Here is a 12,721-nt window from a genome sequence, read left to right as displayed (position 1 = left end):
GCCGTAACGCTTGTTATGGAAATGGAGAGAGTCCTATGTTCTCGCTGTCGCTGGGCGACGGTGCTCGCCTCGGCCCGCTGGAGGTCTGGCATGCCGAGGAGTTCGCCGACCACATGGACCGGGCCCGCGAGCACATTCGTCCCTGGGTCGGGGCCGCGTTCGTCACCGACGACGTGGACGGGGCGCGGGCCACGCTGAAGCGGTACGCCGAACGCCAGGCCGATGACGGTGCCCGCCTGTACGGCATCTGGCAGGACGGGCTGCTGGTCGGCGGGGTGATGTTCACCGTTTTCGATGCCGCCGCGGGCTCGTGTGAGGTCGGTTGCTGGCTGGAGCCGTCCGCCGAGGGCCAGGGTCTGATCACGCAAGCGTGCGGCGTGCTGCTGGACTGGGCGTTCACGACCCGGGGGCTGCACCGCGGCGAATGGCACTGCCGGACCGACAACGACCGCAGTTCGGCGGTGGCCAGGCGACTGGGCATGACGCTGGAGGGGGTGCGCCGCGAGGCATGGCCGTACCAGGGCGTGCGCCACGACAAGCAGGTGTGGGCGGTCCTTGCTCCCGAGTGGCGAGCCCCGGCCCGGTGACCGGCGGCGAGTCCGCCGTGGTCGCCTACGGCTGAACCCGGCAGGCGGCGCCTGCGTGCCGGCCTTGCGGGACATTGGATGCCGCATGCCGACGGCCCGCTCGCGGCGTGCGAGCGGGCCGTGGCTGTCGCGCAATCGTGGGTGCTGGGACCCCGGCCCCATTCCAGAGGGCCGGAGGTCCACATCATGCGGTCAGCAGTCGTCGACTAGTAGTCCCCGCGACCTCCATCACGGAAGCCCCTGACCACCCGGAAGCTGCCCACGACGCCGTGGTGGACCTCGATGCCGCGCGACCAGCCCGGGTGCACACCGTCGCTGGAGCTGTAGGGTCCGACGGTGGCGATGGGGGCGCCGTTGTCGCAGACCGCACCGCGGAAGACCTCGACCGTCCTACGGGACTCGTTGCGGACGTTCAGGCTCCAGGCACCCAGGCCACTGACCACGGTGATGCAGTCGCCGGGGTAGGCGGAGTACGACCGCTCGTTGATGAAGATGCGGCCCTCCCCTCGGTACCCGCCGCCGTGGCCTCCGTTGCCTCCACGGCCTCCGTTGCCACCCCTGTCGCCTCCGTTGCCTCCCCTGCCGCCGTCGTCGCCGCCCTCGTCGCCTCCGCCGTTGTTGCCGTTCCCTCCGTTGCCGCCTTCGGTCAGGTCGGCGACGGCGGGGGCCGCCTGGGGAGCCGGGGCCGCCGGGGCCGCCTGGGGAGCCTTGGCCGCCTGGGAGGCCGGAGCCACCGCAGCCACTTGGGAAGCCGCGGCTGCCTCGGAGGCCGGGGCGGAGGCGGCCGAGGCGTAGGTGATGCCGGTCGCGGCCAGAGCCGCGGCGGCGGTAACAGCGGCGGTGACCGCCTTGGGACGAAGCTTCATGTCACTGTCTCCTGTTTCAGGGATGCCGACCCGTCAGTCGGCTCGTGAATGAACTTACAGATAGTCGACATATCGGTCATATCGAAAGATCGGCGAGAGAGCTCCGAACGGGGTATTTCGGGCTCTCTCAGAAGCCGACACGCGGTCAGATCACCGCTATAAGCAGCAGATTGACCTACGATTAGGCCCTTTGGTGGATCTTTGGGCACTCACGGCCATTCGACACCGGCGTGTCGCTACGAAGGCTGCGAGGCGAGTCGTGGTAGGCGCAGGCTCGCTGTACCGAAACCTGCTGGTCCGACAGTCCGGCAGAAGACCTCGGAGCAGCCGTGAGCACATCCGCGAAACGCGACAGACCAGACGGACGACCGTGTGCCGCACCTCGCGCGGGGACAGCCAGGCATGCGGCTCTGGACGGCAGCCCGGATCCCGGCCGCACACTGAAAACTGATGGGCTGAAGGTCTCCGCGTCGACATACTCAAGGCGGCTGCCCCGTCGCCGAAGGAGTCGAGTCCGTGGAGGAGCCGGCGTTCACCGTGCTGGTGACCGAATCAGGAAGCGGAGGGCAGCAAGCCCTGCGGGCGGTCAGAGTGGTAACCGGGCTGAGTCTGTGGCGGAGCAAGCTTGTTCTGGGCAGCGTCCCTGCGGTGGTTCTGGAGGAAGTCCCGCTCGACGCGGCCGTCGTCGCGGCCCGGCGACTGCGGGAGACCGGTGTGCCGACAGCCGTCCGCTGCACCTGGTGCGACAGGACAGTGCCCCGCGACGAGACGCTGCTCGACCCAGCCCCCTGCGCATCCCGCTACTGGCCGGCCGCACACTGCCGGGCGAACTCCCTGACCAGCTGTGATTGCGAGATCTGCGGCACCTACGGGCCCATCAGCCTCACCCTCTGAGGGCCTCGTGCTTTAGGTTGACTGCCGTGGATGCGCGGGGGCGGCGTTACAGATATGTCGGACCGGTCGAGCTGAAGGCTGCGGTCCGGCCTGGTGGCAGCGGGTACCGGATCAGCTCGGCGGCCGACTTCGGAAGGTGGATCGCCGGGCGATCGACGACGGAGCCGGCCGAACCGTTCACCTTCGTGGTCGGTATCGACGGTGTGCTTCGACTGGCGCCGCGACGAAGCGAGCACGTGGCCTGTGCGGGCGGTGACATGGTGCTGAGTGCCGGTGAGATCAGCTTTGTGCGCGAGGCAGACCGGTGGATTGTGAGCGAGGTCAGCAACCAGTCCACCGGGTACTGCCCGGACCTCAGCTCCTGGTCGGAAGTCGCCCGTGCTCTGGACGACATAGCGCTCGCGCGGCCCTCCGGCTTCACCCACGAGGTGGTCTTCCGGCGCTGTCCCGACTGCCAGGAACACAACATCGTGCGTGAGGACGATTTCGTCTGCGTCTTCTGCGGCAGCGACCTGCCGGCGGACTGGAACGTGGATCCCACCGCGTGACCGCCGAGGGTCACAGCCACTCGCACTCGGCCATGTGACACTCGCGGTGGTCGGCCCGGTCGAACTGAAGCAGCCCACCGCCGCACGAGCCGAGCCGTATCTACCGGTGGTTCGTCATGACGCCTGTTCGAAGGCGAGGTCGCTGGCCAGCACCGCGGCACCGGTCACACCGGCGCGCGGTCCCAGCTCGGACAGCACAACGGGCAGGTTCCTGGTCGCAAGCGGCAGCGACCGCTGGTAGACGACGCTGCGGATCTCGGCGAGCAGGATGTGGCCGAGCTGGGCGAGCCCGCCGCCGATCACGATCATCGAGGGGTTGGCGAAGCTGACCTGGCCTGCGAGGACGCCGCCGACGTGGCGCCCGCCTTCGCGGATGAGCTGGATGCACGTAGCGTCCCCCTCCGAAGCGCCCTCGGCCACATCCTTGGCGGTGACCGTGCCGGAGGCGGTCAGCCGCTCGGCCAGTACCGGGGACCGGCGCGAGCCGGCGGCCGCGGTCGCCTCGCGGGCGAGTGCGGCGCCGCTGAACAACGCCTCGAGGCAGCCGACGTTGCCGCAGGAACAGACCGGCCCCTGCGCGTCGACCTGGATGTGCCCGATGTCGCCGGCGCAGCCGTCTTTCCCGCGGTAGACGTTCCCCTCCTGATAGATGCCGCACCCGATCCCGGTTCCGATCTTGACGAACAGGAAGTCGTCGACCGAGTGCGCTGCGCCTGCCTGCCGCTCCCCCACCGCCATGATGTTCGCATCGTTGTCGACGACAGCCGGGCAGCCGTGCTCACGGCTGAGGTACTCGCGCACAGGGAAGCGGTCCCAGCCCGGCATGATCGGCGGCGACACCGGTACACCGTCACGGAAGCTCACGGGACCGGGCACCCCGATGCCGACCGCGGTGAGCTGCTCGTAGGCCCCCTCGGCGCGGGCCTTGGCGAGCAGCTCGTCGACCCGGCGCAGGATCGCCTGCGGCCCGGAGCGGAGGTCGGCGGATTCCTGGTACGCCGCGACCTGCTCCAGGCGGCCGTTGGTCACCGCGACGTCGATCGAGGTGACGCCCAGGTCGATGGCGGCGAAGCGCAGATCAGGGTTCAGTTCGACGAGTGTCGAGCGGCGGCCGCCTCGGGACGTGGCCACTCCGGCTTCGGCGGCGTAGCCCGTCGCGATCAGACGCTCCAGTTCGGCGAGCAGACGCCGTCGCGATACCTCGAGTCGGTCGCCCAGCTCGGCACGTGACAACGCGCCTTCGTCGCGCAGCAGCCGCAGCAGCTCGGCATGCAGCGGTTGTGGGCTTCGCACGGAGGTCTCCTCTGACGCGTCCTTATCAGCGCATGCTGCGCCATACCTTTCACGATAGTGACTTTCATCTGGAGCGCTCTATACTTTTCGGTCGCGCGACTAATTCCAGATTCCCTTTTGGCTGGGTATATGTCCTGGTGGCGAGTGGTCGAGGCTACTCGGGGGCGGGTGCCGGGCGATGGTTCCACGGGCACGGCCGGAGCATGACGGCCGCACCGCTTCAACCGCGCGGGCCTTCAGGGAGTCGATGATCCGGGCGGACAGGGCCGCAAGCGGCGGATCACCGAGCAGGAGTGGTCCCGGAAAGGACAAGGATCACTGGCCTGCGCACCGGTCTGGCGGTTACGACGCCGATATATGCGCCGTTCGAGGAATACAGCACTGGAACTTCCGATACGAAATGCCTCGCCGACGGGTGTCCCGCTCCCGCCGCGGCGGCCACGGATTGCGTGGCCGCCGCGACGTGAGCGGGACGGAGTACCGGCGGGTGTCAGCCGCGCAGTGCTGTCATGCCGGCCGCGCTGATCCTGGAGAAGCGCAGGGACTGGCCCGGGTCCGCGGTGCCGCCCGGGGCGTTGTCCTGCTCGTAGTTCGAGTTGTAGTGCCCCTTGGCGCCGACGCCCTGGTAGAAGCTGGTGTAGGCGATGTCGCTGCGGGGGTCCCCGAACGGGATGAAGTTGTAGCCGTTGCCGACGCCGGGCGCCTCGCCGGTGGCGTCGCCGTCCTTGGCGTGGAAGAGCTGGTAGCGCTGGGGCTGCTTGGCGACCTGGGCGGCCGGGTCGAAGATGTCCTCGACGCGGTTGCCCTCCCAGTCGTAGCGCCACCGCCACTGGTGCTGGGCGACGTGCGCCCAGTACACGTCCATCTCGATGACGCACAGGGCCGGGTCGGTGACGTCGAGGTAGTGCTGCATGAGGCGCTTGCCCGACTCGCCTCGTACCTGCGTGGGCGCGATCGGCTTGCCGGTCACACGGTCCTGGGTCACGGTGACCATCGGACCGTCCTGGAGGAAGTTGTACGCCGGTGAGTGGTTGTGGGTGTAGAGGCGGATGCCCCACTGCCGGCTGATCGTGTTCAGCGCTTCCCACTTCTCGCCGGCGACGGTCCACGGCTCGATGTTGCGGTTGCCCGAGTTCGTCGGGTCGTTGCCGGTGCCCATGAAGGGCGTGCCCAGGATCGCCGCGAACTCCAGCTCGGTCTGAAGCCGCTCGTAGTCCTGCGCGGCCATGGTGCCGCCGGAGCTGTTCGGGCCGTACCACGTGTTGGGGATGAACCCGTGGTTGCCGATCGCTTCCAGGCCGTAGGCGTCGAGGAAGCCGCGCAGGGTGCGCGCGTACGCCAGGTACGCCGCGCGCGACTGCGCTGTGGTGACGCCGCCGGGGGCCGGGTTGGGCACGTCGCCGCCGGGGTTCGCGGCGTTCTGGCCGTAGCCGGCGAACTCGATCTGCTTGAAGCCGCTCTTCGCGAGGAACTCGAACAGTTCCACCCAGCCGCCGGGCAGCGGCACGAGCGGGCCCAGGTCGGTGGGGTCCTTCGGGAAGTTGGGGCCGCCCAGGTAGCCCATGGTGGGGGCGACACCGAGCGACCTGCTCGCCGCGATGCCGACCCGGGTGGGCACGTCGCGCTGGCTGTAGGTGATCGTGCCCAGCTTGCCGGCGGGGATGAGCCGGCCGTTGGCCGCGCTCGCCTGGGCCGGCGTGAACACGGAGGCGGGGCCGATCGGGCTGAACGCCGCGGCCACCGCCGCGCCCGTGCCGACCATGAAGCGGCGTCGGCTGGGGTTGTTCTTGAAAGCCATGGTGGTCTCTCTTTTCGAAGTGGCTGTAGCGGATCGGGGCAGGGGCGCCGCAGTGGGTGTGCGGCGCCCCGGCCGCGGGATGGTGCTAGGAAGCGCTCACTCCTTGGCCGCCGAACTCGGCCCAGTTGAGGTTGAAGAGGTTGGCGCCGGTCTGGCCGCCGGTGACCGACCGGAACACGAGGTAGACCTTGTGCTTGCCGCCCGGATCGGTGATCGGGAACTTCTGGCTCTCCCAGTTCCCTGTGGCGCCGGTCGAGGTGAGGTTCGCCGTGGTGAGAAGCGGCCCGCCGACCGAGTCGAGGCGGACCTCGACGGCGGCCATCGGGCTGCCCGCGGGCACCTGCGTCGACGTGCTCGCCACCCGGAACGTCAGCGAGTCGATGCTGTGCAAGTCGAACGGCCCGTTCAGGGCGAGGTAGTCACCGTCACCGAGGCCACCGCGGTGCTGGCTGCCGCCGGCCGGGTCGTTCGTCGTGGCGACGCTGGTGCCGGACTGGTCCAGTGCGAACTCGACCTCCTGGCGCTTCTGCCGGACCTGGTTCTGCGTGACCGTCGTCAGCGCCGGAACGCCGCCGGGACCGCCGCGATCGGTGTAGGAGGCGCTGACGACACCGAACACGTTGCCGCCGTGCGACACGTCGTCGGGATCGGTCGACAGCACGCCCGAGCAGCCGTGCACGGACTGCTCCGCGTGGCCGTGGGTGTCGTGGCCGAGGACGAACGTCACCTCGACGCGGCTGCAGTCGATCGTGCCGTCCTCCGGGTCGGTGACCGTCACCGAGAACGGGATGTCGTCGCCGAAGGAGAACAGGCCGCCGTCGACCGGCGAGTTGACCTTCACGACGGGCGCGGTGTTGCCGACCGTGATGGTCGTGTTCGCCGAGGCCGACTTGCCGCTGGAGTCGATCACCGTCAGCTTCGCCGTGTACTGCCCCGGTGTCGTGTACGTGTACTGCGGCTCGGGGTCGACGGAGTCGACGGTGCCGTCACCGTTGAAGTCCCACTCGAACCGGATCGAGTCGGCCGCGTCGGGGTCGCGTGAACCGGCGCTGGAGAAGTTCACGTTCAGCGGTGCCGTACCGTTCGTCGGCGTGGCCGTGAGCTTCGGGATCGGTGCGCGCTGGCCCTTGACGTAGTCCCAACGGTACAGACCGGCGTCGGGGTTGCTGTTGAAGAAGCCGTCGCCGTAGGCGAGCAGGTAGAAGTGCCCCTGCCCGTCGAACTGGAGGTCCATCGGGTTGTCGCACTCGAACGGCTTGCTCGTGTCCGGGACCCGCTGGGCGTTGATCCCGGCGCAGTCGAGCACGTCGTTGATCTTGAATACCCGGTTCTTGGAGTCCAGGCGGACCTCCTTGACGGTGTCCCGGGTGAACTCGCCCGCGAAGACCGCGTTGTCGTAGTACGGCGGCAGCTTGGTCTTGTCCGGGTTGTCCGGGTCGTAGTGGTACTTGGCCGCGCCGTGCGGGCCGACACCACCGGTGCCGAGCTCGGGGAACAGCCGCGGGCACGTGGTGGCGCCGGAGCCGTTGTAGTACGCGGCGCACGGCGTACCGATCGGGTTGTCGGCCCGGTTCTCGGGCGTGAACGAGTACCAGATGTCCGGGTTGGTGACCGGCGGAGCGTATTCCAGACCCGGCTCGACGCTGGGCCCGCCGGTGAGGTTCCACCTGGAGTCGTTCTGCGGTCCACGGTTGGGGTTGTCACACTCGAACGCCTTCGCCGGGCTGTCCAGCGGCGTCGAGGTGTTGAAGTTCCAGCGGTAGTAAGGCAGGTCCTGGCTCACGCACATCGGCCAGCCGTAGTTCGCCGGCTTGCGCACGATCTCCATCCGGCCGGTGCCGGCAGGCCCGCGGAAGTTCTGCGGGGTCTGCGAGTCGGGCGAGTAGTCGGTGACGTAGGCCACGTCGTTCTCGTCGACCTGGATCCGGAACGGGTTGCGGAAGCCCATCGCGTAGATCTCAGGACGGGTCTTGTCCTTGCCGACCGGGAAGAGGTTGCCCGAGGGCACCGTGTAGGCGCCGCCGAACTTGTTCTCGTCGCCGGTGGCGATGGCGCCGTCCTTGACCGAGATGCGCAGGACCTTGCCGCGCAGGTCATTGGTGTTCTGCGCCGAGCGGCGAGCGTCGACGAACGGGGCGTTGTACTGCCCGGTCGTGGTCAGCATGTCGTTGAAGGGAGAGAAGCCACCGGAGTTGCCGCCGCCCGACGGGGTGTCGTCGCCGGTGGTCAGCCACAGGTTGTTGTGCTTGTCGAAGTCGATGTCACCCGCGACGTGGCAGCAGGCACCGCGGTTGACCGGAACCCGCATGATCTCCTGCTCGGAGGCGACATCGAGGTGCGCCGGCGTGTCCCCTTCGGCGTCGACGAACTTGAACCGGGACAGCTGGAAGTACCCGACCCAGGGATCCCAGACGGACGGCGAGGCCCCGGTGGTCGGCGCGTCCGCCGTCGGAGTGGTCTGCGTGACGACCTCACCGGTCGACAGCTTCACGTCCTTCACGGTGGGGGGCGCGTAGTAGAGGTAGACCCAGTGGTTGTTCTTGAAGTCGTTGTCGATCCCCGGCCCGTACATGCCGTCTTCGCTGTTCGTGTAGACGGGGATCTGGGCCAGCACGGTGGTCTTGTTCGACTTGGAGTCGTGCAGCCGGATGCTGCCGCGGCGGTCGGTCTGGAGGGTCCGGCCGTCGGGAAGGATGTCGAAGCCGATCGGCTCGTTCAGATTCGGCGGTGCCGCCACGGCCGTCTGCTGGTAGTTGGACAGCACGGTCGCGCCGCAGTCGGAGTACACCGGGTCGGACTGGCCGGCCGCCCACTTGATCGCGCCACCGAGGTGGGAGCGCATGTCCTTCTCACCGAAGCTGTCGGCGGTGTTGCCGAGCGCGGTGTAGAACGAGCGGCCGCCCTCCCAGTCCTTGCACCAGGTGACCGGGTGGTCGTAGCCCATCTTGCCGCCGTTGATGCCGCTGAGGTCTCCGCCCCACGACTGCTTCTTGAAGGCGTCCTCGACGACGGTGGCGAGGACGTGGCTCTTGCCTCGCACGTTGGACTTGAAGTTGTACCAGTCGTCGGTGTGGGTCCAGTACTCCGGCAGGTTCTTCGACGCGTCATGGACGCGGTCGGCGACCTTGATGGTGCCGGCCTGCACACCGGTCCGGCCGGTGGAGCGGGTACCGAGGGCGTCGGACAGGAAGGTCCAGTCGGGCTGGGCCTCGATCGCCGAGCCGATGCCGACGAAGCCGCCGCCCGCGCGGTAGTACGCCTCGAAGGCGTCCTGCTGAGCGGTGGTGAGCACGTCGCCGCTGGTGTTGAGGAAGACGACGGCGCGGTACTGCTTGAGGTGCGCCTGGTCGAACTTGCGGGCGTCGTCGGTGACTTGGACCGCGAAGCGCAGCTGGTTGCCCAGCTGTCTTATGGCGCTCACACCGGCGTCGGTGACCGCCGGGTTGGCGTCCGCGGACTTCGTGAAGACCAGGACTCTGTACTGATTGCCGGAATTCTCCGGCACGGCGGTGTCCGGTGGGGACGCCGCGGCCGCCGGGACGGACGCTGACGCCAGACCGATGAGCATGCTGCCCAGGAGTGCAAGCAACGCGCCGAACACGGTGAGGCGGCGGCGAAGGGCCATGCGCATGAAACCTCCTCAGGGGTACGCGAGACCTACGGACCGTCGTGCGGAGACGGCCCGGCCGGGAAGGGTGCGGATATGCGCCGGATTATTCAGAACAAGGCGGACAGGTGATCGACAGCAGCGGGCGGGCGGGACGGGGACGACGTGACGGCAGGTGCGTGCACTACGCCGAGCTGCGCGTCAGTGCCCACCGGAATCGCTGGTGAGCGACTGGCTCGGTCCAAGTTCTCGGCGGGATCGTATAGCCGCGAATCGCACCAAAGATAGAGTCTGTTGCGCGAAAGTTTCGCCCAACAAGCCAGAACTTCTGCTCAAGTGGGCGAAAGTCGGCCGGTGATGAGAGGAACTTCGCTGCTCAGCCCGCGTACAGGCAGCACATAACCGACGTACAGACGATCAAGCTCACGGCAGAAACCTGGGACAGCAGAGATCACCGAATGCCGGGATCACGGGGGATACCCCGCCTTGAACTCAGCGACCGGGAAAGGGAGTCACTCGCTCCGCCGATACCCCGGGCTGTCCTTGACCGGCCGCGCTGTGGCCCCGACCGCCTCGAGACCCATGAGTCCCGCCAACGTCTCCGCCTGCATCTCTCACCCGCCCCCGCCGCCGCGTCATGACAGGTTCTGCCCCGGGTCCATGTCGGCCGACTCTCATCGTCCGATGGATCCGCACCCCGGGGCAGCCTGCCTCATCGCCGAGCCGGACTCTGGTCATCCCCGGTCATGGCGACGGACGTAGGTCATGCCCCGGGGCAGGTTCTTGCTGCCGACGAGTCGGGTGAGTTCACGGTCGCTGCGGAAGGCGTCGGCGGCCTCGTCGGAGGGGACACCGTCGATCCTCCTCAGATGCCCCCTGACATCGTGCTTGGTCGTCAGGTGAACCGGCTGCTTCCCTCGCGTCGGTGGGCTTTCGTCTCCCTGCGGCACGGGCGCGCCCGGCGTCCAGCACAGCAAGTACACCTTCGCGTCGCCCGAGCGCGGCGGGTACATCAGGTGCCCGATGCGGTTGCGGCTGCCCTGGACCGTGGTCAGCCGGCCGCTGTCGAGGAGTTCCTGGATCGCCTGGCCCACCTCCTGCCGAGTCACGGGGTGCCGCCGCACCTTGGCCTCTTCGAGGACGTTCCAGATCAGGTCCTCTTCGGCGAGGAGCGCCCGGCCGTATTCGTCGAGGTAGCCGAGCCCTCTCAGGGTGCGGATCACCAGGTGCTTCTGCGGCAACGCGTCCACGCCCACGGCGCCGAGGCCGTCACGGGTGAGCACCCGCAGGTCGTACTCGTGGGTGAGCAGCCGGCCGTCCGCGCTGATCCGACGCTTCAGGGCCCTTGTGGCGAACTCCAGTTCCCGGCCGCCTCGCCGCCAGGTGCAGAACAGGATCGTCCCGGGCGTGAGTTGAGCCGGCCAGGAGATACCGGTGATACGGCTCTCACCCGCCGGGGTCTCCTGGCGGACCTGCTGCCGGGCGGGGATGCTTCGTCCCCCGAGGCCGTCGTGACGGACTCTCAGGTGAATCGCGCCCGGGACCGCCGTCAGCTCACGCAGGACGCCGCCGTCGTGTCCGGGCAGCGGTACCCATCCCTCGGCGAGACCGGCTCCGCGCTCGCGAGGAACACAGGCTCCTCACCGGCCGACGCCTCAGCCGCCTCGACGATCGACAGGACCATGGCGTCGACGTGTGCTCTGGCCTCGACACGAGTGCTGATCGAGCGGCCGTCACCCACCCAGGCCACACCTGCGACACCGCAGTCCGGTCGATAATGGCCGGCGACCACGACCAGCCGCTCCTCCGCCTCGGGCGAGATCACTTCCAGCGGCTGGGACAGCGATACGGAAACCTTCGGCGCACCAGCAGGAAGCGCCTGTGCCGGGAGCGGCGGCACGGCCGCAGGCCCGGATGCCGCTGCCGCTGCCGGACGACGGGTCACGGGCCTGGTGAGGAGGTCCAGGACCGCCAGCACACACTCCTCCCCGCAGACGCCGAGTCTGTCGGCGTGCCTGGCCGCCACACGGTGCGCCGCCGATGCCGCGCCGATCTGCAGCCACAGCTCGGCTTCGCAGCTTGCCGCTCGGGCAAAAGCGGTGGACGTGCACAGGTGCCAGAGCTGCTGGTACCGAGCTGTCGGGAGGGTGCCGGCCTCGTCGAACTGCGACAAGAACTCCTGATGGCGAACCCTTGCCTCGGCGCTGCGGTCCTCCACCCGGGCAAGGGCCGAGGTGGCACGGCGCACGGCGGCAACAGACGACTCGGGTACGGAGGTTCCAGCCTGGCGCACGTGACGCCTCGCGCCGCCATCTGCAACGTCGGCAGATCAAGCACCCCGCCCCGAGCGGGCCTACCGCAGGACGGGGCAGTTGGCGGATGTGTACTCGTCCGCGATGCTGAACACGCTGGCACAGTGCGGGCACTCGGCCTTGCCGAAGAGGTGGGCGATTCCGTCGGCGAGGGCTTCTTGCCCGTCGCGGACGGCAGTCTCGTGCATCCACCGGGCGGTGCCGGAAAGTTCTTCGGAGGACGCCGGACGTAGGACGCGACGGTCCACGTCGCCCAGGTGCCAGTCCCGGATCGCTGAATAGCGCCCGTGGTCCCCGATGGCGATCGTCACTTCCACGGCGCAGTTGGGGCAGGACAGGTGGTAGAAGTCGTCCGTGAAGTCCCCGAGCACGGCACTCCAGTGGTATTGCTCCTTGACCGCGAGCAAATCGAGAAAGGTCGCCAGGTAGTCGACCGGCCGCGATTGCAGATGCCGGTCCAACAGCTCGCGGAACTCCGCGATCGCATCGGCGCAGTTCGCCAGCAGATCGTCGCAGCCGTGGTGTCCTGCCGCGCGTCGCAGGATCGCTCCGGTCAGACCGCGCGCCCGTGCGCTCCTCGAGGCGAGACGTATCAGGCGCGGCAGGGCGGCAAAGCTGGCGGGGAAGACGAGGTCGTGTTCAAGGACCAGTCGATATGCCAGCCTCTCCCATGCTTCGGCGCTGTCCTCGAGTTCCACCATGTCCAGAAGCGCGGGGACGCGATCGATATCCCCGTAGCAGTCGTACATCTGAGCCCAGTTCACCACCTGGGCATTAAAGCGCGCCTCAAGGCAGCCACGATGGACGCCTCCGTTC

At 68.5% G+C, this 12,721-nt stretch carries 10 protein-coding genes; 3 read left to right on the top strand and 7 right to left on the bottom strand.

Annotated features, from left to right (window positions below; genetic code table 11):
• Window positions 1–35: 35 nt before the first annotated feature.
• Window positions 36–587 carry a GNAT family N-acetyltransferase gene (locus tag FNH09_RS09260; RefSeq protein WP_152886273.1) on the top strand — a complete coding sequence of 184 codons (552 nt, stop codon included), beginning with the start codon at window positions 36–38 and terminating at the stop codon, window positions 585–587.
• A gap of 206 nt (window positions 588–793) precedes the next feature.
• On the opposite strand, the gene FNH09_RS09255 is transcribed toward FNH09_RS09260, so the two are convergent.
• The gene (locus tag FNH09_RS09255) at window positions 794–1,453 is read right to left on the bottom strand and encodes a hypothetical protein (RefSeq protein ID WP_152886272.1); all 660 of its coding nucleotides are present in this window, start codon (window positions 1,451–1,453) and stop codon (window positions 794–796) included.
• 648 nt (window positions 1,454–2,101) lie between these two features.
• On the opposite strand from FNH09_RS09255, the gene FNH09_RS47575 reads away from it, so the two are divergent.
• Window positions 2,102–2,347 (top strand): hypothetical protein, encoded by a 246-nt coding sequence (locus FNH09_RS47575; RefSeq protein ID WP_202919626.1) that lies wholly within the window; start codon window positions 2,102–2,104, stop codon window positions 2,345–2,347.
• A 26-nt stretch (window positions 2,348–2,373) separates the two neighbouring features.
• Window positions 2,374–2,895: a hypothetical protein gene (locus FNH09_RS09245; RefSeq protein ID WP_162468313.1), complete on the top strand. Its 522-nt coding sequence runs from the start codon at window positions 2,374–2,376 to the stop codon at window positions 2,893–2,895.
• Window positions 2,896–3,009: 114 nt separating this feature from the next.
• Here FNH09_RS09245 and FNH09_RS09240 read toward each other — a convergent pair whose 3' ends face one another.
• The 6 genes from FNH09_RS09240 to FNH09_RS09210 all read right to left on the bottom strand — a co-directional run bounded on the left by FNH09_RS09240 (window position 3,010) and on the right by FNH09_RS09210 (window position 12,672).
• Window positions 3,010–4,188, bottom strand: a complete 1,179-nt coding sequence (locus tag FNH09_RS09240) for an ROK family protein (protein ID WP_162468312.1) — start codon at window positions 4,186–4,188, stop codon at window positions 3,010–3,012.
• A gap of 490 nt (window positions 4,189–4,678) precedes the next feature.
• Window positions 4,679–5,986 carry a sugar phosphate isomerase/epimerase family protein gene (locus tag FNH09_RS09230; RefSeq protein ID WP_152886271.1) on the bottom strand — a complete coding sequence of 436 codons (1,308 nt, stop codon included), beginning with the start codon at window positions 5,984–5,986 and terminating at the stop codon, window positions 4,679–4,681.
• A gap of 85 nt (window positions 5,987–6,071) precedes the next feature.
• The gene (locus FNH09_RS09225; protein ID WP_152886270.1) at window positions 6,072–9,617 is read right to left on the bottom strand and encodes a ThuA domain-containing protein; all 3,546 of its coding nucleotides are present in this window, start codon (window positions 9,615–9,617) and stop codon (window positions 6,072–6,074) included.
• A gap of 710 nt (window positions 9,618–10,327) precedes the next feature.
• The gene (locus FNH09_RS09220; protein WP_152886269.1) at window positions 10,328–10,876 is read right to left on the bottom strand and encodes a hypothetical protein; all 549 of its coding nucleotides are present in this window, start codon (window positions 10,874–10,876) and stop codon (window positions 10,328–10,330) included.
• A gap of 266 nt (window positions 10,877–11,142) precedes the next feature.
• Window positions 11,143–11,841 (bottom strand): hypothetical protein, encoded by a 699-nt coding sequence (locus tag FNH09_RS09215; protein ID WP_152886268.1) that lies wholly within the window; start codon window positions 11,839–11,841, stop codon window positions 11,143–11,145.
• Window positions 11,842–11,946: 105 nt separating this feature from the next.
• Entirely contained in the window at window positions 11,947–12,672 is a 726-nt protein-coding gene (locus FNH09_RS09210) for a hypothetical protein (RefSeq protein WP_152886267.1), read from the bottom strand.
• Window positions 12,673–12,721 lie beyond the last annotated feature (49 nt).

The sequence above is a fragment of the Streptomyces adustus genome (assembly GCF_009377175.1).
GTDB lineage: Bacteria > Actinomycetota > Actinomycetes > Streptomycetales > Streptomycetaceae > Streptomyces > Streptomyces adustus.
The sequence above is the reverse complement of the archived record's forward strand: the minus strand, read 5'-3'. Positions and strand labels throughout refer to the sequence as shown.